The sequence below is a fragment of the Larkinella punicea genome, assembly GCF_003334855.1.
In the GTDB taxonomy this organism is placed as follows: Bacteria; Bacteroidota; Bacteroidia; order Cytophagales; family Spirosomataceae; genus Larkinella; species Larkinella punicea.
The window spans coordinates 39,478-60,992 of sequence record NZ_QOWE01000027.1 but is presented as its reverse complement, the minus strand read 5'-3'; the positions used below and the strand labels follow the sequence as shown (position 1 = coordinate 60,992).

Below are 21,515 nucleotides of genomic sequence, written 5' to 3'. Positions count from 1 at the left end.
AGACGGGTGCAAAGATGGTTGTGGGTTTTGCCACGAAAGTCTATCTTTAGCAACCATCCTGAACCTGTCCAGCGTTTCCATGTCAAACCCCTCTTCCAACCTTGTCAAGGCGATTGTTTCAGGCGTCGGCTATTGCCTGACCCATGAAGAAGTCGCCAAAGCGATCCCCGGTGCGGGCTTAGTTACGACCATTGGTTTGGGGTTGGCGAATGCCATCGCGCCCAACTTTGTCCATCAATTTACCTGCGACCTCAGCTACAACAAACTCCGGGAGCGGTTTGCGCATCCGTCCGAACTGAATCACAACCTCGAAAATTTGTTGAAAGATGCCGCTGTTCGCTCCGTGAGTTTCCTTAAACGCTTGTATCTGGATCAATTGGGGCAGGAAACCGACCTGTCGTTTTTTGAAAAGCACTTTGAGCAAAATCCGATCCGTACGGCGAAAGAGGTGCTGGAGACGATGGAGAGGGACTTGCAGTTCTGGGTCAAACACGAAACTATTCAGAGTGGTTTGCTCGAAAATCCTGAGGATTGCCTGACGACCATTACCGATTACCTGTTTGTTGTCTCGCGCGTGGACGAATCGCTGGCGGAATGGCAGAAATTGCGGACTTTTTTTGCCGAAAAACTGCCGACTTGCTTCGAACTGGCGTTTAAAGAAGCCTTACAGAACGATGACAAAGGTTTTCGCTCGTTTCAAATCTGGATGCTGGAAGAAATTCAGGAACAAAACCGGGCGATACTGAAACAAATACAGGAGGGACGGGAATTATTATTGGCTGAAATCAGAACGCTAAAAAATGGCGAAACGGGTCAGTCAACGGCGGTTTTACAGCAGTTTGCCGAAGAAACAACGGAATTGAAACAGATTCTTCGTGACAACCATGCCGAATCGGTTGGCTACTTTAGGCGAATTATCGAGTTACTGGAAAAACCGGCCATTACGTATCCCCGCGAACTGAACAACTTTTCGGCGTTTTCAGGGGAATTTGTTGGGCGGGTTGACGAACTGACCGAATTGGCGCAAAAGCTAGAAACGAGTCAGCGGGTGGTGTTGATGAACGGTTTGGGTGGAATTGGCAAAACCACTTTAGCCCGGAAATTCATGCAGCAACACAAGTTGGCTTACCAGCACGTACTGTGGGTGGAAATCGTGGTGCCGGATGTGAAAACCCAAACCGCCGACGATCTGCTGAATGCGTTTGTGCTTGACCCGATTTTGTTAGGGAATCTGCGGCTGAAATTGCCCGAAAGAGTCGATACAACGGTTTTCTTTAGCCAGATCATGAATGTGCTTCGAAACCTGAGTGGCCCGAATCTGCTGATTATCGACAATGCCAGTACCGAACTTGCCGACCGCGCCATTCGTGATCTCCTGCCCGGACCGCCCAACTGGCAGGTGCTGGTGACCTCTCGTCAGAAACTGAGCGGTTTTGACCTGATTCGATTGGATAAACTCGATCCCGAAGCCGCCCGAACGCTTTTCCGAACGCTCTATACGTATGCCCTGACGGGCGAAGAACTGGATGAACTATTGGTTGTTATCGACCATCACACCTTGACGATCGAGCTGGCCGCGAAAACGCTGGAAAATCACTACGGTTTGGTTAGCGTAGCTGAACTGACCGAAAAGTATAAAAGCAAACAGTTGGATGACCCCGACTTACAAGCACGGATTGAAACCGAACACAGCCGCGAGGAAACCGAGATTTTTATCCACCTCATGCAGACCTTCGATTTGTCGGCTTTGAGTGACGATGAAAAATGGGTCATGAAGCAATTTGCGGTTTTACCACCCGAAGCTTATCCGCAGGAACAGTTGATGGAATGGCTGCAACTGACGGATCAAAAAGAGCAGCGAAAGTTTGCCGGGAATTTGCAAAGCCTGGAGAAAAAGGGCTGGCTGCAAAGAAAAGATCTTGTTTTTAGCATTCACCGGCTGATTCAACAAGTGGTTCATTATCAACTACAGCCTGGGTTTGAAGATGTAAAATTGTTGGTGGATACACTCACAGGCTTTTTACACTCAGATGTTTCAACCAATACCATAAATTTATTCTCTTTTCTCCCTGTAGCCGACTTTTTACTGGCTTGCTTATCAGAAGATGATTTGAAACAATCACAGATATCAACTTTAAAAAATAACGCAGGTATCATTTTTAGCGCCTTAGGGGATTACAACCGGGCGCGGGACTTGCTGGAAGCAGCCCTGGCATCGGACTTGACCAACTTCGGCAAAGACCATCCGACAGTGGCGGTTCGTCAGTCGAATCTGGCCACTGTGTATCGCGACTTAGGGGATTACAACCGGGCTCGGGACTTGCTGGAAGCGGCCCTGGCATCGGCCTTGACCAACTTCGGCAAAGACCATCCGACAGTGGCGGTTAGTCAGTCGAATCTGGCCAGAGTGTATAGCGACTTAGGGGATTACAACCGGGCTCGGGACTTGCTGGAAGCAGCCCTGGCATCGGACTTGACCAACTTCGGCAAAGACCATCCGACAGTGGCGGTTCGTCAGTCGAATCTGGCCACAGTGTATAGCGACTTAGGGGATTACAACCGGGCTCGGGACTTGCTGGAAGCGGCCCTGGCATCGGACTTGACCAACTTCGGCAAAGACCATCCGACAGTGGCGGTTCGTCAGTCGAATCTGGCCAATGTGTATCGCGACTTAGGGGATTACAACCGGGCTCGGGACTTGCTGGAAGCAGCCCTGGCATCGGCCTTGACCAACTTCGGCAAAGACCATCCGACAGTGGCGGTTCGTCAGTCGAATCTGGCCAATGTGTATAGCGCCTTAGGGGATTACAACCGGGCTCGGGACTTGCTGGAAGCAGCCCTGGCATCGGACTTGACCAACTTCGGCAAAGACCATCCGACAGTGGCGGTTCGTCAGTCGAATCTGGCCACTGTGTATCGCGCCTTAGGGGATTACAACCGGGCTCGGGACTTGCTGGAAGCGGCCCTGGCATCGGACTTGACCAACTTCGGCAAAGACCATCCGAATGTGGCGGTTCGTTACAATAATCTGGGACATGTGTGGATCGCCATGAAAAACTGGGTGGAAGCTAAACACGGCTTTGAAAAAGCACTTGAAATTGGGGTAAAAGCTTGGGGAGCTAACCATCCGAATATGTCAATAATTTCGGAGAGTTTAGCTTTTGTAGAAGAGCAAATCGCGAAATAAAAACGGGGTGTTGCCGGACGGTTTCAAAAACCGTCCGGCAACACCCCGTTAAACAAATTCTCTAAAATCCTACAACTCCCGAATCCGGATGTTTTTATACCAGACCACTTCTTTCGGGCTGTGGTTTTGCAGCGCGATTTTGCCTTTGGCGTGGGCTTTGGCGTAATTCCAGTCTTTAAACTTGCTGCCTGCCACCATCTTCTGCCATTCGTCCCCGCCGTAATGGTATTCCACCACTTTCTTGCCGTTCAGGTAATGCTCAACGTGGTTGTTGTTCACCACAATCCGGCCTTTGTTCCATTGCCCGGCGGGTTTGTTGATGGTTGGGTCGCTGGGCGCGATCATGTCGTAGTTGGCACCCGTCAACTGGCTGCCTTTCAGCTTGGCACCGTCGCCCAACTGGTAGCCGGTATCGTCGATCACCTGGTATTCGGGGCCGGACCAGTACGTGGCTTTGTTCGCCGGATCTTCGATCACTTTGTAAACCACCCCGCTGTTGCTTTTGGGCGGCAGTTTGAACTCAAATTCCAGCTCGAAATTTTCGTATTCCTTGTCCGTCACAAGGTCACCGCCGGTGCCGTCGGGCGTCAGCGTTCCGTCTTCGATGTTCCAGCCAATGGCCTTGTCTTTCAGGTAACTGTGCCAGCCTTTCGTGGATTTTCCGTCGAACAGCGATACCCATTTGCCGGGTTTCGAGCCGCTATTCGAAAGGCTCGTGAGGGTAATGACGCCCGCCAGCAGGGCCAGAGCAAAGGTTGCTTTTTTCATGGTTTTGTAGGGTTATGTTTTTCCTTCATTATTCAATATTCGTTATTCAACATTCGATATTAATGCCTTATTATCAGGGATTTATTGAAAAAAATGGACTTGTCAATATCGAATAATGAATAACGAATATTGAATAATGAAAGGAGAAACCTATACAGCATTCAGAATTTTCATGGCATTCGGATCCCAGTTGACGATCTGCTTTTTGAACAGACTGATGTTGCCACACTGCGTCGGTCCACAGGCCCGGAGCCCGAAGGTTGCATCTTCAGCCACCGGTTTCTGGTTGCGAACCGAATCGAAGAAGTTGACAAAGTGTTCGTAGCGGTCGCCTTTGTAATCTTTCGGCGTCTTGTAGACCATTTCGCGCGGGCCTTCCATTTCGGGGCGCTCGGGATACATTTTTTTGTATTCCTTCAGGTACGCTTCCTGCTGGTCTTTCGGAAAATTGCTGATCGACAGACCGGGCGCTTTCGGCAGTTTGTGGTGCCGAACCGTCAGGCTATCCCAGCCAACCGACAAATCGCCTTCTGTACCGACCAGCCGAACCAGGTAACCGCCCCCACCACCATCGACGAAATTGCTCCGCGTCGTCAGGTTGAATTCCGGATGCTCGGCGGTTTTTGGATAATCGAAAATAGCGAGGTGAATATCGGGAACATCACGACCATCTTTCCAGAAACGCAGCCCACCGCTGGCATACACCCGGTTGGGGCCTTTGGAACCCGTAATGGTGTGGAGCGTCGTCAGCAGGTGAACGTAGAGGTCACCGGCTACCCCCGTTCCGTAGTCCTGGTAGTTTCTCCATCTGAAAAACCGCTTCGGGTCCCACTCACGCTTTTTAGCGGTTCCTAAATAGGTGTCCCAGTCGACGGTTTGGGGCGACGCATCCGGCGGAATGGAATATTGCCAGGCACCCATGGCACTGTGGCGGTCGTATTGGGCTTCGGCAAAAACCAGCTCGCCAATGTCGCCGGCTTTCAGCAATTCCTTGGCTTTGGCGATGATGATGGAACTGGCAAACTGGCTGCCCACCTGAAACACTTTACCGGTTTCTTTCTGAACTTTGATCAGGGTATGGCCATCTTCGACCTTCTGCACCATCGGCTTTTCGCAGTAGACGTGCTTGCCTTTGCGCATGGCGTCGGTCGAGATTTTTTCGTGCCAGTGGTCGGTCGTTCCGTTGATAATCACATCGACATCCGACCGTTCGAGCACCTGGCGGTAGTCGCGGGTGGTGAACAAACCATCGCCCCACAGCTCTTTGGCCCGGCGCAAACGGCCATCGTAGAGGTCACAGGCGGCAATGATTTCGGTTCCTTCGACCATCAGTGCGGTCTCCGTATCCCCAATGCCCATACCGCCCGTTCCGATCAGCCCGATGCGGACTTTGTCGTTAGCGGCTGTGCTGCTATGACTTTTCACTAAATGAAGGTACATCGGAGCCGTACCGGCCTGGGCGAGCGAAGACGGAACGGCTGCGGCTGCGGTTCCGGCCAGTCCCAATGTTTTTAGAAAGGACCGACGAGAAGGAACCTGTTCAGGGTTTTCCATAGAATTAAATTAGGCGTTTACAGGAAGCCGTAATTTACGACTTTTTAGTTTACGTCGGGAAAAACACCCCGCGAAATGAGGTGATTGGGCGGGTGATGGTCTTATTAAGGGGAAAAGTAGTAGTATTGTAAATGTACCCGAAAACCCGGAATTAGCCAGGTACCTACGATTTGTTATTCAGGAGCTATAATTCGATATTGAGCTGTTTTGGGAAATTTTCACTGTAGAAATGATAAATGTAAAATGATGGATATTAAATGTAAAAGTAGTTTCCAAGCCATCACTTTTACATTCGATATTCATCATTTTACATTTAATATTTCAAAAAAACATAGTGCTCAATGTTAACACAATAGGCTAAATGGAATTTAAAAAGATCCCTTCAAGACGTACCTTTCTCAAAAACTCGCTGGGAACCCTGGCGGCTTTTACCATTGTTCCGCGCCATGTGCTGGGCAAAGGCTATCTGGCGCCCAGCGACCAGCTTTCCAAAGGCATCATCGGCGTTGGCGGCATGGGCCGGGGACACATTCCCTACGCCGGAACGAGGGTCGCGGCCATTTGCGACGTCGATACACGGCACCTGGAGCTGGCCAAAGGGATCATCAAAGACTCCGCGCTCAAAACCTTCAGGGATTTCCGGGAATTGATTCAACTGCCCGAAGTCGATATTGTCCACATTGCCACCCCGCCCCACTGGCACGGCATCATGGCGGCTGAAGCGGCCCGCGCCGGCAAAGACATCTGGTGCGAAAAACCGATGACCACCACCATCGGCGAAGGCAAGCGCGTGATGGAGGCCGTGCAGCAACACGGCCGGATTTTCCGGCTCAACACCTGGTTTCGGTTCGAATCCAATTTCTACGGCATGGGTACGCCCGTTAAACCCATCAAAAAGCTGGTCGACAGCGGTTTGCTGGGCTGGCCGCTGAAAGTGACCGTGAGCAAACACACCGGTTTCGACTGGAAATTTTACTGGGTCGGGAAAACCGACCTGGAGCCCATGCCGGTGCCACCCGAACTGGATTACGAAACCTGGCTGGGTCCGGCCCCCTACAAACCGTATAACGAGCACCGGGTTCACAACACCTTCCGGGGCTACTGGGATTACGATGGGGGCGGACTGGGCGATATGGGACAACATTATTTAGACCCCATTCAGTATTTTCTGGGGAAAGACGACACCAGTCCGATTTCGGTCGAAATCGACGCGCCCCAGCAACATCCCGACGCCGTTGGTACCTGGCGACGCATCGAGTATACCTACGCCGATGGCTGTAAAATCATTCTGGATGGTGAGGGCAAAGATGTCAACATGCCCTATATCGAAGGGCCGAAAGGGAAATTGTATCAAGGCTTTAAGTCCGATATTCCGGATTTGCAGAAGAAACTGGCCGCTTTTCCCGAACCGTTGCCGCAGCAAACCGACTTTGTGGACGCTGTTCGGGGGCGCAAGCGTTTTGCGCTCAATGAAGCCAATGGCTACCGTTCGTGCACCCTCATCAACATGGGTAAAATCGCCCTGCAACTGGGTCGCTCGCTGAAATTTGATCCGGTCAATCAGGTATTTGTCAACGACGAGGGCGCCAATCGGCTGATTGACCAGCCCATGCGCGCACCCTGGATTCTGTAATAACTGCCGTTGGCATTTTTTAACCTCGTTATCCTGTCATGAAATTCCCTCAGATGGCCTTTGCGGGCCTGTTTTTACTCACTTCAACCAGTTGGGCGCAACCCAAACCCGACCCGCGCCCACTCGAAAACCGGGTCGCTGATGAGCTGGCGCAAATGCCAGCTTTAGACAGTAAACAGTTGATCGCCAATATGGATGCGATGGCTGCTTTGGGTTCGACCGGTCTTCAGGAGATGGTTCTGCGACTGGCGGCACCCGGCAAAGGCGACAACACAGCTTTGGAATACGCGCTGGGCGGTTTTTCCTATTACGTTACCAAACCGGGCAAGGAAGCACAGCGGGCGGTGGCGGTACGGGCCTACGGGCAGTCGCTGGAAAAGCTAACCGATCCAGAAAGTAAGGCGTTTATCCTCAGTCAATTGCAGATTGTCGGAAAAGACGATGCCGTTGTTTTTCTGAAACCGGCTCTCTCTGATGAACGGCTTTGCGCCCCGGCGGTTCGGGCGTTGGTTAAGATCAACACGCCCTCGGCTCAGAAAGCCTTGTTGCAGGCTCTGGCCGAATCGCAGGGAACCAGCCGGTTGTCGCTGGTGAAAGCCCTGGGCGACACGCGTTACCAGCCCGCAGCCCCGGCGCTGATTCCGTTGGTGGAGCAGGGCGATCCGAAACTTAGCAAGGTGGCGATGTATGCCCTGGCCCGGCTGGCGGCTCCGACTGCCGGAGCGGTTTTGGCCAAAGCCGCCGAACAAAGCGGTTTTACATATGACGTAACGGAAGCCACGGCCAGCTACCTCGATTATATCAAACAACTCTCGGTGTTGGGCAAAAAACCGCAGGCCGACGTGCTGGCCCGGAAGCTGCTGGACCAATGCACGGATGCGAAACAGGTTCATACGCGGTCGGCCGTGCTGAAAATTCTGGTCGATAACAACAAAGAAAAGAGCCTGCCCCTGCTCACCACGGCGGTGCAGGACCCATCCGGCGAATACCGGGTTGCGGCCCTGAAACTGGCGACGGGTTTGAAGAACAAACCGCTCAATCTGCAACTAGCCAAATTGGTAGCCAAAACCACCGGCGAGGTGCAGAAAGATTTGATTACCCAACTGGGGCAAACCGGCGATGCGGCTTTGACGCCATCCCTGTTGATGGGTCTGAAAAGTGACGATCAGGCGGTTCGGCTGGCGGCTATTTCCGCTCTTGCCCACACCGGTCAGCAAAAGGCATTGCCCGATTTGCTGGCGTTGATGAAGCGCGGTACGTCGCCGGAAATAACGGCGATCCGGGATGCGGTGTTGACCCTGAAAGGCCCGGACGTTGTGACCCAAATCACGCACGCGTTGCCGAGCATGCCCGCCGAAGCGCGGGCGGCTTTGCTGTCGGTGTTGGGCGCCCGCGCTGCCGGATCGAGCGTGCAGCAGGTGCTGGCTCAGGCGCAGGACAGCGATACCACCATTAGTCAGGCAGCCACGGCTGCGTTGCCTTTTCTGGTTAGTCAGGAGCAACTTCCGCAACTGGTGACTTTATTAACCAGCACAACACAACCGAAAGCCATTCGCTCGTTGCAACAAGCCCTGGCGGCTGCGACGGTTTCGGTGGGCGACTCGCTCCAACGGACAGATTTGCTGCTCAGCATGATGCAACAGGCTCCGACAGTCGCACAACCGCGTTTTCTGGGGGCTTTTGCCGGCATTGGCGGGCCGAAAGCGTTACAAATCGTGCAGGAATCGTTCGGAAAAGGCGAAGGCATTGCCCAGCCTGCTGCCGTAGCGGCTCTGTCGGAGTGGTTGACGCCCGAAGCGGCTCCGGCTTTGCTGGCGATTGCGCGACAGAATAGCGTGGTTTCCGAATCGGCCCTGAGCGGTTATCTCAAACTAATCGACCGGTCAACTTTTCCGGCCGACCAGCGGTTGCTGCTGCTCCGGGATGCGATGGACGTGGCCCGAACTCCGCAGCAGAAAATCGACATTCTGAAATCGGTCAGCCGGTGCCGGACGTTTTTGGCGCTGGTTTTTGCCGGAAACTATCTGGACGATCCGGCGGTGCAGCAACAGGCGGCCGCGACGGTTTTAACAGTGGCTTCATCCAGCCGGGATTTTACGGGGGATGTGGTGCGGAAGTTGCTGGAAAAAACCAGCCAGGTCGTCACCGGTCCCGACAGCGACGCCCAGCGGCAGGCCATCCAGCGACGCCTGCAAACCCTGTCCGCTGGCGACGGTTTTGTGGCGCTCTTCAACGGGAAAGATCTTTCGGGCTGGAAAGGGCTGGTGGAAAACCCGGTCAAACGAAGCAAAATGAGCGCGGATTCGCTGGCATTGAAACAGCAGAAGGCCGATGAAATCATGCGGGCTGGCTGGTCGGTCAAAGACGGGTTGCTGGTTTTTAACGGACACGGAAACAACATCTGCACCACAAAACCGTACCAGGATTTCGAGATGCTGGTCGATTGGAAAATTACCAAAGAAGGCGACGCCGGTATTTACCTGCGCGGTACTCCGCAGGTGCAGATCTGGGACCCGGCGCGGACGAACGTGGGCGCACAGGTCGGCTCAGGCGGATTGTATAACAACCAGAAGTTTGCCAGCAAACCGCTGAAACGGGTCGACAATCCGGTGGGCGAATGGAACACGTTCCGGATCATCATGAAAGGTGAACGCGTGACGGTTTATCTGAATGGCGAACTGGTAACGGACAATACGGTGCTGGAAAATTACTGGGATCGCAGCCAGCCTATTTTCCCGTCGGAACAGATTGAACTCCAGGCGCACGGCACTTACGTGGCTTACCGGAATATTTACATCAAAGAGTTGCCCCAACCCAAACCGTATCAAGTGACCGAAGCCGAAAAACAGGACGGTTTTCAGGCGTTGTTCAACGGCAGCGATTTCAGCCAGTGGACCGGCAATACGAAGGATTATGTGGCCGAAGATGGCGACATCGTCTGGTACAACAATGGTGGGAAAGGTAATTTGTATACGAAAAAAGAATATGCGGATTTCGTGTTCCGGTTCGAGTTTCAGCTAACGCCCGGTGCAAACAATGGGCTGGGCATCCGCGCTCCGCTGGAGGGCGATGCGGCTTATGTGGGCATGGAACTCCAGATTCTGGACAATGACGCAGATATTTACAAAAAACTGGAGGTGTACCAATACCACGGTTCGGTCTATGGCGTGATTCCGGCCAAACGCGGGGCGCTCAAACCGCTGGGTGAGTGGAACGAGCAGGAAGTAACCGTGAAAGGCAATCAGGTGAAAGTCGTGTTAAATGGGATTCAGATTTTGAACGGCGATATTGCCGAAGCCAGTAAAAATGGCACGCTGGATCACAAAGAACATCCCGGTTTGCAACGTACCAAAGGCCACATCGGTTTTCTGGGCCACGGTTCCGTGCTGCGGTTTCGGAACATTCGGGTGAAGGAACTGTAGAAGATTTTTTTAATGATAAATGTAAACCGGGTCGCCGGAGCGATGATGAATGCTAAATGTAAAAATGTTCCCTACGCGGGTACTTTTACATTTAACATTCACCATCGCTCCGGCGACCCGGTTTAAATTTTAAATTCTTTTCACTAAACCACGTCTTCCCGTGCCGCATCCGGATCATTGTATTTTCGATCCAGTTGATCGGTCGATTTCATATCCGACGGTGCCTGGGCGGTGGATTCCTGCATTGGCTGTTTTTTGATGGCACTTTCGTCCAGCGTTTCCTTCGGCTGATCCAGCATCTGGGCGGTTTCTTCCGGACGCTCGGCTGACTGATACGGTTCTTTGTCTTTTTCGTTAACGTCGTAAGGATGTTCCGAAGAACCCGTATCCGGATTTTCGGTCATGCCTTCGTCGGTTTTGGGCTTGATGTAATTGGCCGGGCCGGGACCGTCGTTGGCATCGGAATCGATCAGATCCGGGGCTTTCTCCTTCTCGCCCGGATGCTGGCTTTGTGTCGGCACATCCGCGCCGGGCATCGTATCCGCCAAACCGCTGGTGGGCGTATCTTTCGTGTTGCCCTCATTGGAAACCTGGCTATCGAAATTCCCGGCATTGTTCACTTCGTGTGACCGTCCGGGTTCGCTCGGTTCCGTAATTTCGGGTTTGTCCGGTTTCGGGGTCGACGGCAAATCCGGGATTTCGGGGCCGGGCGACGGGGGCGGAGTAGGCTGGTTCGGAAATTCGGGCGACGACGGAATCGGATTGTTGGGGTCGGGGGTCGACGGAAGTTCCGGAATCATATCCGCCTGGGGATGATCCGATTTGATATCGACCACATCGAAAGTCCGTTGGTTGGGCGAGTTCAGGCCACGCTCCACGTCATCAGTATACCGATCGCTCAGGTCGTCGGTTACTTCCGTTTCGAGGTGGGCGGTCGGCACTAATTTTCCATCGACCAATTTGACCATATGCGTATCGGCCTGATCCTGACCGTATTTTGTATCAGCGTTTTCGTTGGATACGAGGTCCGCCTGTTGCGAATCATGAAACACATTCGATTCCATACCGTTTGTTACGAGTTAGTGAATAGAAATATTCAAATGCTTTGATTTCAAAAGCCAAAGCAATGTCCTTATAACTTCCGGTTTAGTAAAAGGTTTTTGATTAAATCAGATAAAAAAGCCCGGAAGGATGCTACTGGCTTTACCGGTAAAAACGGCTGGAAGGGGTGGAGGCTACGCGCAGCCAGAAGTTGCAGAGGTCTTCGACCACGGATTTGTAGTCATTGAACGAATCCGGTTTTTTGACGTACGAATTGGCCCCCAGTTCGTACGCCCGGTCAATGTCGGGCTGGGCATTCGACGTACTGAAAATCAGCACCGGCATCAGGTTGTAGCGGGGATCGGCGCGCAGTTTTCCCAGCACCTCAAAACCGCTCATCAAGGGCATGTTGAGGTCGAGCAGCAAAAAAGAAGGTAAAGTCTTTACGGTTTCCAGCCGTGACAACAGATCCATTCCACTGGTCGCAATCAGCACTCTCTCCTCGTTCAAACACACTTTGAAGGCTTCCTGTATCAAAAATAGATCATCATCGTCGTCGTCTACGACAGCTATAATCTGTTTGTTTTTCATATGGTATTGACCAACCAACCGCCAGCTATTGGCAGACCCGGTCGGGACCATCAGGCCCAACGCCTGCGGTTGTGCTGATTCGAATTTTGGGTTGATGATAAACTGTCTTCTGCCTTGATGGTGGGCAGGGCAACGCGTTTTTTCCAGTAGGAGCAAAAATGCGCCATCGATGCTTCCCAGTTTTCCGGTCTGGGCATGTAACAGGTTGCGCCCCACCGGTAGGCCAGCCTGACCTGCTCCGGATCGTTGCCGCTCCCGTAAACAATTACCGGAATCCGCCGAAGCACCGGATGCTGTTTCAACAGTTCCAGCATTTTCGCCGGTTTGCCGGTGTCCCGGTCCAGCATAATCAGGGTCGGAACAAACAGCGCATCCGCCAAACCCTTCTGAAAATAGGCATTCAGGGTAGCGTCTTCCTGGGCCGACAGATACCGGTGTGGAACGCCATAGCTCCGAAAAGCGTCAGCCAGCGCCTGGCGGTCAGGGGTGTCGGAGCCGATGAGTAAGATGGATAAGGGGCCGTTCATGGTTTTAAAAAATGAGATGTAATCCAGGTCATTAATCAAAAATAAAACGAGGCAATGGAAAAAAAGTTAGCCTAAACCGCCTAAAATCCAATACTTAAAGCATTAACGACTAGCCTAATCTTCTAATAATTAAACTATTGACGAGGTCGAAGAAAGCGGCTGGCTTCAAGGTACGCCAATTATCGATCTCATCCAGCGTACCGCCAAAATTCATGTAATAATCGAGCCGGAAGCGTTTCCATTCGCTCTCGACAAAGTCCCGGAAGTTGACGGCGGCAATCCAGCCATCCTCCACGTCCTCAAACCACTCTTCGTAGTAGCTATCGTCGGAACCGTGGAAATTCAGGATGTTTTCGCCCACCAGAATGAATTTGTTGATCTGTTCATTCACCAGCGGGTCGATCACCTGCCGTTTCAAATACATGATGTCGTTGTGCAGCGTGTCGTTCCACTCGCCGAAGAGTTCGATCACCACAAACCGGCGGTCGTAATCGGCAAAGAGAATTTTGCAGTACAGCGTCTCCGACCCGATTTCGTCCCAAAGCGGGTGAATGTAATACCCATAAATTGTATTGGTGTATTGGGTCATGTTGTAGACGCGGCCAAAAAACGGCGAATTCGGATCTTCCGACGCGTTATACCATTTTTCCCAATTATAGAAAGGCTCAATCTCGTGCATAGAAAACCGGCGGATTATGGGAAAAACCGGCTATAACAAAGATAACAAAAGTATTTCGCACGACGGGTTAGAAAAACGAACCGTCTGCCAACGAAAAAGTCCAGTAGCTGAGCCTCTGGACTTTCTGTCGGAAACGTGTATGGCTGATGAAGCGCGCTACCTCCATAGTACTCTTCATCGCGTGTCCCATACCTACGAATGACCCGGATGTTTAGATTGCGGGAATTTGAAAAAAGTTAAAAAAAATTATTCTGTGTTGAATGTTTTTAGGTAAGTCATTGAAATTCAATTAAATAAAGGGTAAAAATTTTCTACTTGTACTGAAAAAAAGCCGTTGCCTCGCAATCTTTATTGCTTTTGAACCGAATCCAGCGGGCCTGAAATCCTTTTGGAAAGGTGTGGCTAAACGTCTGACCGGGTTTGACCGTCACTTCCTGGTAGGTCATCCAGGGGCCGTTGCCCACCGGATCGACTTCCATAGTGAACGTAACGGGGGAGGTGGATTTGTGGGAAAGTTGCATACTCCGCTGGTCGTAAAAACCGATGAGGAACGGGTCGGAAGGCTCGCTGGCTTTAACCGTCGCGTTTTTCCACGGGCCGCCGTGGCCGGTCGGTTTTCCCAATTTCCACAGATCGTCAATGGCTCCGGCCCAGACGGCGGCTTTTTTGTCATCCGATACCACAATGTGGTCGTTCTGTGCGGACAGCTTGGGGTCTAAGCCGGTCATAATCAGCAGTCCCCGGTACGATGCATAGTCGTTGATGCGGAGGTTGTGCGACGAAACCGGGCGAATTTTGGCGTAACCATCGGCATTTTCGGCGGGCAGTTCGTAGAAGGTGCCGTGCGCGTTGAACAAATCACGCTCCGTGGCCACTTCCCGGCAAATTCGGAGTGCCGCCTGGTTGGTCAGGTTGGTATAGGCGTCGTTTCCGAGTGGGAGCCGCCAGCGTCGGCCCTTGTCATCTACCACCAGAATCGACGATTCATCCACCGTCACGGCTTTTTGCGGAATCGCGAATTTGCTTTGGATGAACGCCATGGCTTTGTCATCTTCCTTGCGAACGAGTTTCATGTTTCCGTCCAGTTCGTAGTAGCCCACTTCGGTGGCTTTCCCATCCGTGTAATCCAGAGCCGCCATGCCCAGCACGCGCCGGTTTTCGCCCAAACCGTAGATCAAACCGCCAGCGGTTGTTGCCGACGAAACGGGACTCAAACCGGCAAATAACGCGTTCGGCGTGGCGGTGCGGGAATCATTCGCGCTGTAAAAAAAGTGAGCCGTTGCGTGAGTAGCCTGGCTGGGTTTGATCCGAATCCATTCGCCGGTTTCGTTGGCGGCAAATTCCACATGAGCGGCTTTCTTGGCACCAACCGATACGGTTTTCAAGGTCGTCCAGGAACCGTTGCCGGTTTTGTCTACTTCGAACGTAAAGCTCACGTCAGCGTCGCCGTGATTCTGAATCCAGGCCGAGCGATTGGGCCAACCCGCAAACAGGAACGGCTCCGAGGTCTCAGCGGCTTTGACGGCTTCATTCAGCCAGACGGCCCCTTCGGCGGTGTTCGGGCCGAGTTGATCGGGCAGACTGGTGGACGTAAACCACAGATTGGAATTCGACTGGCCGGGGCCTTCGATGTCGCCTTTGGCTTTGCGTTTGTTCAAAAACTCCTTCTGCGCCGAGTCATCGCAGCCAAAAACCAGTTGGTCGTTCCAGCGGGTATAATCGCCAATGACTTTCAGATAGGCCGACCGGGGCCGGATGCCGGCCGAATTTTTAGACGAGAACTGTCCGGGAAACCGCCAGAACAGGCCGTGCATCGTCATGAGGTAATCCGGTTTTTGGGCGGTTCCGACGTCCCGGATGCGGGGCCATTCGGTGTTCCAGCCGTGGGCACCGTCGTAGCTGTGGCTCGCTTTCGGCAGTCGGAAAAAACTCCATTTACCGGCATCACGAACGGCCATCAAAACCGATTTATGATCCCAGCCGGTGGCCCAGATCGGATCGGTGGCCGGGTTTTTGTTGCCATAAATACCGCCGGGTCCGGTCACTTCCACAAACTGGTTCCGGCGCACCACCTTCCAGTCTTTGCCGTTCCACTCCGACAGTGAACCCGCTTCAATGTCGAATTGCTTCAGTGCCTGCGGACCGGGTTCGCCGTTGTTAGAATACACCAGCACACCCTGCCCGGAATACAGCCCTTTGCCGTGCGCACCGGGGAGCAGCGCCCCTGCGTGGTTGTTCGATTCGTCGGCTCCCTTTTTGGTTTTGACGTTGCCGTCTTCATAGAGCAGGGTGGGGGTCAGGGTTTTGACATCGACTTCATAAAACCCTTCTTCCATCGTGCCGAAATAGATTTTGCCTTTCGGGTCGGTCAGGTGACGGGCGTTGCCGGTATGGCGACCGGGCATGATGTTGGGCGAAATTACCCGCACGGTTCCTTTGGCATCGATGGCGTAGGGCCCGATGAAAAGCTGGTTGCTTTCCGGGTGAATCATCCGGTTGGCAGGCGTACCGCCAATGCTTTCAGCGTGGACAATTTGCTTCAGATCCGGTGTTATTTCGTAGAGTTTATCCGACGAGCCAAACGGCAAATGCGGTCCGTAGGTCACGGCCCAGAGCTTGCCCGCCCAGGGCACCACCGCGCCCGTGCCACACTCGCCCTCGTTGTTATACATGGCCAGATGCGGGTAAATACCGCTGAACGATTTTCCGGTTTTGGCTTGGGCGTTTGCCGGATTAAGATTGACCGTTCCGGCGATTAATGTGCCGATAAGGCACGCGGAAAGAATGTTTTTTTTCATCCTTGAAGGAATAGAATGTTGTAATCGTTAAGCTGTTTATAGGAACACGGCCGGGTCGCCGATGCGATCAGACGGATTGAACGGATCAAAACGGATTTTAATCGGTGTAAATCCGTTCAATCTGTTCAATCCGTGTTCCCATTAATAACCGGGATTTTGAACCAAGCCACTGGTTAACACTTCTTTCGACGGAATGGGCCAGAGGTATTGCCGGGTGGCGTCGAACTTCCGGATGGTCAGTTGCTTGATGAGTCCGGCACTGAACATGGGCGAGAAATCCGCCACGCCATCGTCGTCGATTTGCGGTACCTGCGGGAAAAACCACAAACCCGGTTTGACCACTTTCGTCCGCAAATCAGCCGGGTCGAGCAGGCCGTAGTTGAGTTTGTTCAGGACTTTTTCGGCGAGTTTCCAGCGAATCAAATCCATGTAGCGAATGCCTTCCAGCGCAAATTCCATCCGTCGTTCCGTCCGCAGGATTTTGCGTAAAGCCGCCTGCGTACCGGTTTTTACCGCCGGATAGGTCGTTGCCGTCGCACTGACGCCATAGGCCCGCGCCCGAACCGCATTGATAGCGTCCGGCACCGACTGGTCAATTTCGTTCAGTTCAATTTTGGCTTCGGCATACATCAGCAACACATCCGCGTAACGAATAATGATTTTGTCTGGCTCGGCAGTCCAGGAGTTCAGCAGCCAGTCGGCATCGACGCCTTTTTTCCAGATCAGCCCGTTGAACGACGCAAACTGCGCAATCGACCGGGTGTCGTTGTTGTTGACCAGCGTATTGTTACTGGTTCTTAGAACCTTGACCGAATCCGGATGCGGCTGAAAAACAAAGCCCAGGTGTGGAGTCTGGAATTCAACGATAGTGGCCGTGCAGCGTGGATCGCGGTTCAGGAACGGTTTTCGCGGATCGAACAGCGGGGATTCGTCGATGGGCAAACCGTCTTTGCAGAGAAACGCACAGAACAAATCCCAGGAAGGATCTTTGGCCGCATAACCGCCCGCGTTCCGGGGAACATAGTCCTGGAGTCCCCCCAGCGTCACCTTCAGCGCCACCGAGCGGGGCAGGGCGAAAATGGCCTCCGGTGAATTCTTGGTCTTCGATAAAAACAGATTGTCGAAACTGTCGTGGAGCCTGTACACCTTCAGGTCCATGCAGGCCTTGGCGGCATCGCGCGCGGTTTTCCAGTCGCTCATCTGCAACGCAATCCGGGCTTTCATGGCATGAGCGGCTCCGGCGGTTGCCCTTTTCAGCTCCGAGGTGCTGTAGGTGGTTTTCAGATTAGCAGCAGCGAAATCGAAGTCGGCGTAGATTTTCTGCAAAACCGTCTCTTTGGGCGTCTGTTTCAGCGCCAGCGCTTCGTCGATGGTAAGCGTGCTTTCCGTATAGACGATATTGCCATAGTGCGAAAGCAGCCGCGAATACTGACACGCCCGAATAAACCGGGCTTCGGCGGCATAGCGGTCGATTTGTTCCTTCGACAAAACGGCGGCCGCCCGATCCACACTCTGAATCACGAGGTTGGCTCTGGCAATGGCCTTATAGGTATTGGTCCACCAGGTGCCGACAAAGTCAGTTTCGCCGTTGATGGTGGCTCCGGTAATGGCCGTGGTGGCATCCCGGTACGTCCAGTCGTCGGTCCACTCATCAGAGTCCTGCATCCAGAACGCATCTTTGTATAAACCGTTTAACGACATTTCGATTTCCTCGGCGTTGGCGTTCCAGGTTTCGCCGGAGCCGTCGGACAACGGATTCAGGTCCAGACTGTCACAGGCGGTTATGAAAAACAGCCCGAAAAGGAAGATTAATACATTTAGTTTCATGGCGGATCGGGTTAGAATTTGACAGTAGCTCCAAAGACAAAAGACGTTGTGATCGGGTAACCCAGCGACGTCATTTCGGGGTCCCAGCCTTTGGGGAACTTGCTGATCGACAGCAGGTCGGTTACGGAACTATAGACGCGGATGCTCTGCATTTTTAGTTTCTGCGTGAATCCTTTCGGGATGTTGTAGCCCAGGCTGATGTTTTTGAGCCGGAAATAACCGCCATTGATCAGCCAATAGTCAGACAGGGTGTAGTTATTCCCCGCCGAGGTGTTCGAATACCGGGGGTATTGCGCCTGCAAATTCTGGTCAGCGGTGTTGTAAGTGCTCCAGGCGTTGCCGTCCAGAATGGCGGGAAAGGTGCCGAAATTTTCGCGCAGGGGCTGCACGATGTCCGCGCCCAGGCGGGAATTTTGTTTGGCCACGCCCTGAAGCACCAGCCCGAAATCCCAGTTTTTATACCCCACATTGAAGTTGGCTCCATAGGTGAGCCGGGGCAGCGAACCGCCCAGCAGCACGCGGTCGTACTCCGGCGAAATCCGGCCATCGGGGACGCCCGTGGGGCCGCTGATGTCGCGGTAACGCACGTCGCCCGGTTTGACGTTGGCGTTCAGTTTGGGCGAGTTGGCCACCTCGTCGGCGGTTTGAAAAAGGCCGTCGGAGACATAACCGTACCACTCTTTAAACTGGCTGCCTTCCCGGATAATCTGGTCGCCGGTGAAGACGGTTCCGCCCAGATCGCCCATAACGGATTTAAAATCAGAGAGATTGGCCGACGCACTGTAGGTCAGATCACCGGCGCGGTCGTTCCAGGTGGCTTGCATGTCCCAGCCCGTTGTATGCATTTTTCCGGTATTCTGAAACGGGTTATCGAAACCGACGTAATCGGGGATTTCCAGTTCCAGCAGCATATCTCGGGTGGTTTTTTTGAAATAATCCGCCGTAATCCGCAGCCGGTCGCGGAAGAAATTGACGTCCAGACCGAGGTTGTAGGACGAGGTGGTTTCCCAGGTAATATCCCGGATCGCATACTGAAACTGAGCCGCCGACTGCGCCGAAACCACGGTATTACCCTGATAGAACAGGGACATGTTTTCAAAATTCAGAATCGCCTGGTATGGATAGAAGTTGCTGGCGATTCGTTCGTTCCCCAGCGTTCCCCACGAGGCCCGGAATTTCAGGAACGACAGCCAGGAGGCACTGGTTTTCAGAAACGGTTCCTCCGAAATCACCCAACCCGCCGAAACCGAGGGGAAGGAACCCCAGCGATAGGCCGAAGCAAACCGCGACGAGGCATCGTACCGGATGTTGGCCTGAAGCAGATACTTGTCCTTGTAGCCATACATGACCCGCCCGAACCACGACCGGTACGCATTCTCGTTGGCACTGCCGCTGTTGTCGCGGAAGTCGAGCGGACCGAGGTTTAAGTAGGGATACGAATTCAGAATGTATTGCCCGCGCGATGCGCCCAGGAATTCGTTGAACGCGTAGAAATATTCGTAACCGCCCAGCAGATTCAGGTTGTGATCACCGAACTGGCGCGTATAGTTGGCCAGCGCCTGGGTGGTGTAGCGGTAGCTGTCGTTGCGGCTTTCGTCCAGCCTGGTTTGCGATTGCCCTTCAATGTACCCGGCGATGGTATTTGGGCTGTTCCAGAGGGTATACGGAACCTTCTTCGTAAAGACTTTAACCTTGTCAAAATTGAAGAAAGGCGACAGTACACCGGTGATTTTTAATCCTTTGATCGGGGTGAAATCCAGGCTGATCTTGCCGCCGACCTGGTTATACCAGGCGTTGTTGAAACCGCCGTTTTTCAGCCGGGCGTAGATATTGGCCCCATCTTTCCCGGAACCGATGCGCCCATCCGAGAACGTCGCGGCATACACCGGGGGCATGATGCCCATTTTGTAAAACGGATAAGAACCGCTTCGGTCGTCGGTGATGGGCTGGGGCGAAAAGGCCCGCCGGAAGTTGAAATCGACGCTGGCTGAGAGGTATTTCGTGATGGTGAGGTCGTTGTTGACCCGGGCGGTAATTCGTTCGTAACTCCGGCCGTCATACAACGCATCGGTTTTGTCGTAGCCCAGCGAAACCCGCGACCGCAGCGCTTTGCCGGAACCGGAAATGCTGAGCAAATGGGTGCGCCGGGGCGCATAATCTTTCAGCATCAGACTGCGCCAGTCGGTATTGGGATATTGGTCGGGGTCCTGCGCGTGCAGGTTGTCGTAGTTATCGATCAGGTCTTTGGGGTAGGTTGGATATTCGTTGGCGTTGTTGCCGTTGTCGTTCCACCGAAGCTCGTTGGTAAGCTGCATATACCGTTTGGCGTTCACATAGTCCGGCAGTCGCGTTGCTTTTTCAAAACCGTATTCCGCCGTGTAATCGAGGCTGAGCTGACCGGTTTTGGCCCGTTTGGTCGTCACCAGAATCACCCCGGCAGCGGCCCGGGAACCGTAGATGGAAGCCGAAGCCGCATCCCGCAACACCGAGATGTTATCGACATCATTCGGATTGATGGAGTTGATGTCGTCGATCGGCACGCCATCGAGAATGATCAGCGGATTGGAACCGGCATCGCTGATGGTGGTGATGCCCCGAACCCGGATGGTGGCGGTGGCACCGGGGGCGCTGTTGCTGCGCGTCACGGTGACACCCGGCACGGCCCCCTGCAACGCCTGGGAAATCTGGGTGGTTTTGCGGGTGGTGATCGCATCCCCCTGAATCGACGCAACGGCCCCGGTCAGGTCTTTTTTCTGCATGGTTCCGTAGCCTACCACGACAACTTCTTCCAGCGTTTTCAGGTCCGGAACCAGTTGAATCGCGAAAGTGGACTGGTTGCCAACCACCACTTCCTGATTTTCATACCCCACAAAGGAGAAAACCAGCGTAGCACCCCCGTCCGGTATCGACAGCCGAAATTTGCCATCCATATCGGTCGAGGTGCCGCGCGTCGTGTTTTTGATGACCACGCTAACGCCAGGCAACCCCTCGTCATTTTCGGCGGTGACGGTCCCGGTAATGGTTCGGTCGACCGCTTCCGGAACACCGTCAGTATTCAGGTAGGCATTCGACTCGGAAGCCGGTAAGGCCGCTGGCGGAAGCTGAATGACGATCTGGCCACTGATGACCTGATAGGTCAGGCCCAGCGGTTTCAGGAGCGATTCGAGCACAGCGGCCAGTTTCTGATTCTGGGCATTCAGCGACACTTTCCGGGCCGCCGGAATGGTGTTGGGGCTGTACACGAAATCGACCTTAGCGAGCCGTTCCAGCCGGGTGAGGATGTTCTTCAGGGCCACCTCATCCGCCTTGATCGAGATCGGGCGCTGGAGCATATCCTGCGCCTTGCTGTCGTAGGCCAGAGTCGATCCGGCCAGCAGCAGGCTGAGAAATATAGGGAATAGAGAGATTTTCATGACGGTTAGAAGGGTCAAACCGAGCATTCGACAAAATTTCATACTTTTGTATGTTTTGTTGGGAGAAAATGAATG

Annotated in this window: 12 protein-coding genes; 3 read left to right on the top strand and 9 right to left on the bottom strand. The window is 53.3% G+C overall.

Annotation, left to right across the window (positions count from 1 at the left end; all coding sequences use genetic code 11):
• The first annotated feature begins 79 nt into the window (after nt 1-79).
• Complete coding sequence (locus DUE52_RS26675) at nt 80-3,187, top strand: tetratricopeptide repeat protein (protein WP_165841045.1); 3,108 nt, start codon at nt 80-82, stop codon at nt 3,185-3,187.
• Nucleotides 3,188-3,256: 69 nt separating this feature from the next.
• Here DUE52_RS26675 and DUE52_RS26670 read toward each other — a convergent pair whose 3' ends face one another.
• The gene (locus tag DUE52_RS26670; RefSeq protein WP_114409136.1) at nt 3,257-3,955 is read right to left on the bottom strand and encodes a 3-keto-disaccharide hydrolase; all 699 of its coding nucleotides are present in this window, start codon (nt 3,953-3,955) and stop codon (nt 3,257-3,259) included.
• A 150-nt stretch (nt 3,956-4,105) separates the two neighbouring features.
• Nucleotides 4,106-5,509, bottom strand: coding sequence for a Gfo/Idh/MocA family protein (locus tag DUE52_RS26665; protein WP_114409135.1), 1,404 nt, complete (start codon nt 5,507-5,509; stop codon nt 4,106-4,108).
• 361 nt (nt 5,510-5,870) lie between these two features.
• Between DUE52_RS26665 and DUE52_RS26660 the strand changes: the two genes are divergently transcribed.
• Complete coding sequence (locus DUE52_RS26660) at nt 5,871-7,142, top strand: Gfo/Idh/MocA family oxidoreductase (protein ID WP_114409134.1); 1,272 nt, start codon at nt 5,871-5,873, stop codon at nt 7,140-7,142.
• A 38-nt stretch (nt 7,143-7,180) separates the two neighbouring features.
• Nucleotides 7,181-10,564, top strand: coding sequence for a DUF1080 domain-containing protein (locus DUE52_RS26655; RefSeq protein ID WP_114409133.1), 3,384 nt, complete (start codon nt 7,181-7,183; stop codon nt 10,562-10,564).
• Between the two features lie 143 nt (nt 10,565-10,707).
• On the opposite strand, the gene DUE52_RS26650 is transcribed toward DUE52_RS26655, so the two are convergent.
• From DUE52_RS26650 to DUE52_RS26620, 7 genes are all read right to left on the bottom strand, one after another.
• The gene (locus tag DUE52_RS26650; RefSeq protein WP_114409132.1) at nt 10,708-11,628 is read right to left on the bottom strand and encodes a hypothetical protein; all 921 of its coding nucleotides are present in this window, start codon (nt 11,626-11,628) and stop codon (nt 10,708-10,710) included.
• A 139-nt stretch (nt 11,629-11,767) separates the two neighbouring features.
• Nucleotides 11,768-12,196, bottom strand: coding sequence for a response regulator (locus DUE52_RS26645; RefSeq protein WP_165841044.1), 429 nt, complete (start codon nt 12,194-12,196; stop codon nt 11,768-11,770).
• A 50-nt stretch (nt 12,197-12,246) separates the two neighbouring features.
• Nucleotides 12,247-12,723 (bottom strand): response regulator, encoded by a 477-nt coding sequence (locus DUE52_RS26640; RefSeq protein ID WP_114409130.1) that lies wholly within the window; start codon nt 12,721-12,723, stop codon nt 12,247-12,249.
• Between the two features lie 109 nt (nt 12,724-12,832).
• A complete protein-coding gene (locus DUE52_RS26635; RefSeq protein WP_114409129.1) occupies nt 12,833-13,402 on the bottom strand; it encodes a hypothetical protein in 570 nt (189 codons plus the stop codon).
• A 311-nt stretch (nt 13,403-13,713) separates the two neighbouring features.
• The gene (locus DUE52_RS26630) at nt 13,714-16,200 is read right to left on the bottom strand and encodes a hypothetical protein (RefSeq protein WP_114409128.1); all 2,487 of its coding nucleotides are present in this window, start codon (nt 16,198-16,200) and stop codon (nt 13,714-13,716) included.
• A gap of 141 nt (nt 16,201-16,341) precedes the next feature.
• The gene (locus DUE52_RS26625; protein ID WP_114409127.1) at nt 16,342-18,027 is read right to left on the bottom strand and encodes a RagB/SusD family nutrient uptake outer membrane protein; all 1,686 of its coding nucleotides are present in this window, start codon (nt 18,025-18,027) and stop codon (nt 16,342-16,344) included.
• 11 nt (nt 18,028-18,038) lie between these two features.
• Nucleotides 18,039-21,440 carry a TonB-dependent receptor gene (locus tag DUE52_RS26620; RefSeq protein WP_114409182.1) on the bottom strand — a complete coding sequence of 1,134 codons (3,402 nt, stop codon included), beginning with the start codon at nt 21,438-21,440 and terminating at the stop codon, nt 18,039-18,041.
• Nucleotides 21,441-21,515: the final 75 nt, after the last annotated feature.

Bases quoted from the DNA above. Each gene is read 5' to 3' on its own strand.
- DUE52_RS26675 (WP_165841045.1), top strand. From the start codon at position 80: ATGTCAAACCCCTCTTCCAACCTTGTCAAGGCGATTGTTTCAGGCGTC.
- DUE52_RS26670 (WP_114409136.1), bottom strand. From the start codon at position 3,955: ATGAAAAAAGCAACCTTTGCTCTGGCCCTGCTGGCGGGCGTCATTACC.
- DUE52_RS26665 (WP_114409135.1), bottom strand. From the start codon at position 5,509: ATGGAAAACCCTGAACAGGTTCCTTCTCGTCGGTCCTTTCTAAAAACA.
- DUE52_RS26660 (WP_114409134.1), top strand. From the start codon at position 5,871: ATGGAATTTAAAAAGATCCCTTCAAGACGTACCTTTCTCAAAAACTCG.
- DUE52_RS26655 (WP_114409133.1), top strand. From the start codon at position 7,181: ATGAAATTCCCTCAGATGGCCTTTGCGGGCCTGTTTTTACTCACTTCA.
- DUE52_RS26650 (WP_114409132.1), bottom strand. From the start codon at position 11,628: ATGGAATCGAATGTGTTTCATGATTCGCAACAGGCGGACCTCGTATCC.
- DUE52_RS26645 (WP_165841044.1), bottom strand. From the start codon at position 12,196: ATGAAAAACAAACAGATTATAGCTGTCGTAGACGACGACGATGATGAT.
- DUE52_RS26640 (WP_114409130.1), bottom strand. From the start codon at position 12,723: ATGAACGGCCCCTTATCCATCTTACTCATCGGCTCCGACACCCCTGAC.
- DUE52_RS26635 (WP_114409129.1), bottom strand. From the start codon at position 13,402: ATGCACGAGATTGAGCCTTTCTATAATTGGGAAAAATGGTATAACGCG.
- DUE52_RS26630 (WP_114409128.1), bottom strand. From the start codon at position 16,200: ATGAAAAAAAACATTCTTTCCGCGTGCCTTATCGGCACATTAATCGCC.
- DUE52_RS26625 (WP_114409127.1), bottom strand. From the start codon at position 18,027: ATGAAACTAAATGTATTAATCTTCCTTTTCGGGCTGTTTTTCATAACC.
- DUE52_RS26620 (WP_114409182.1), bottom strand. From the start codon at position 21,440: ATGAAAATCTCTCTATTCCCTATATTTCTCAGCCTGCTGCTGGCCGGA.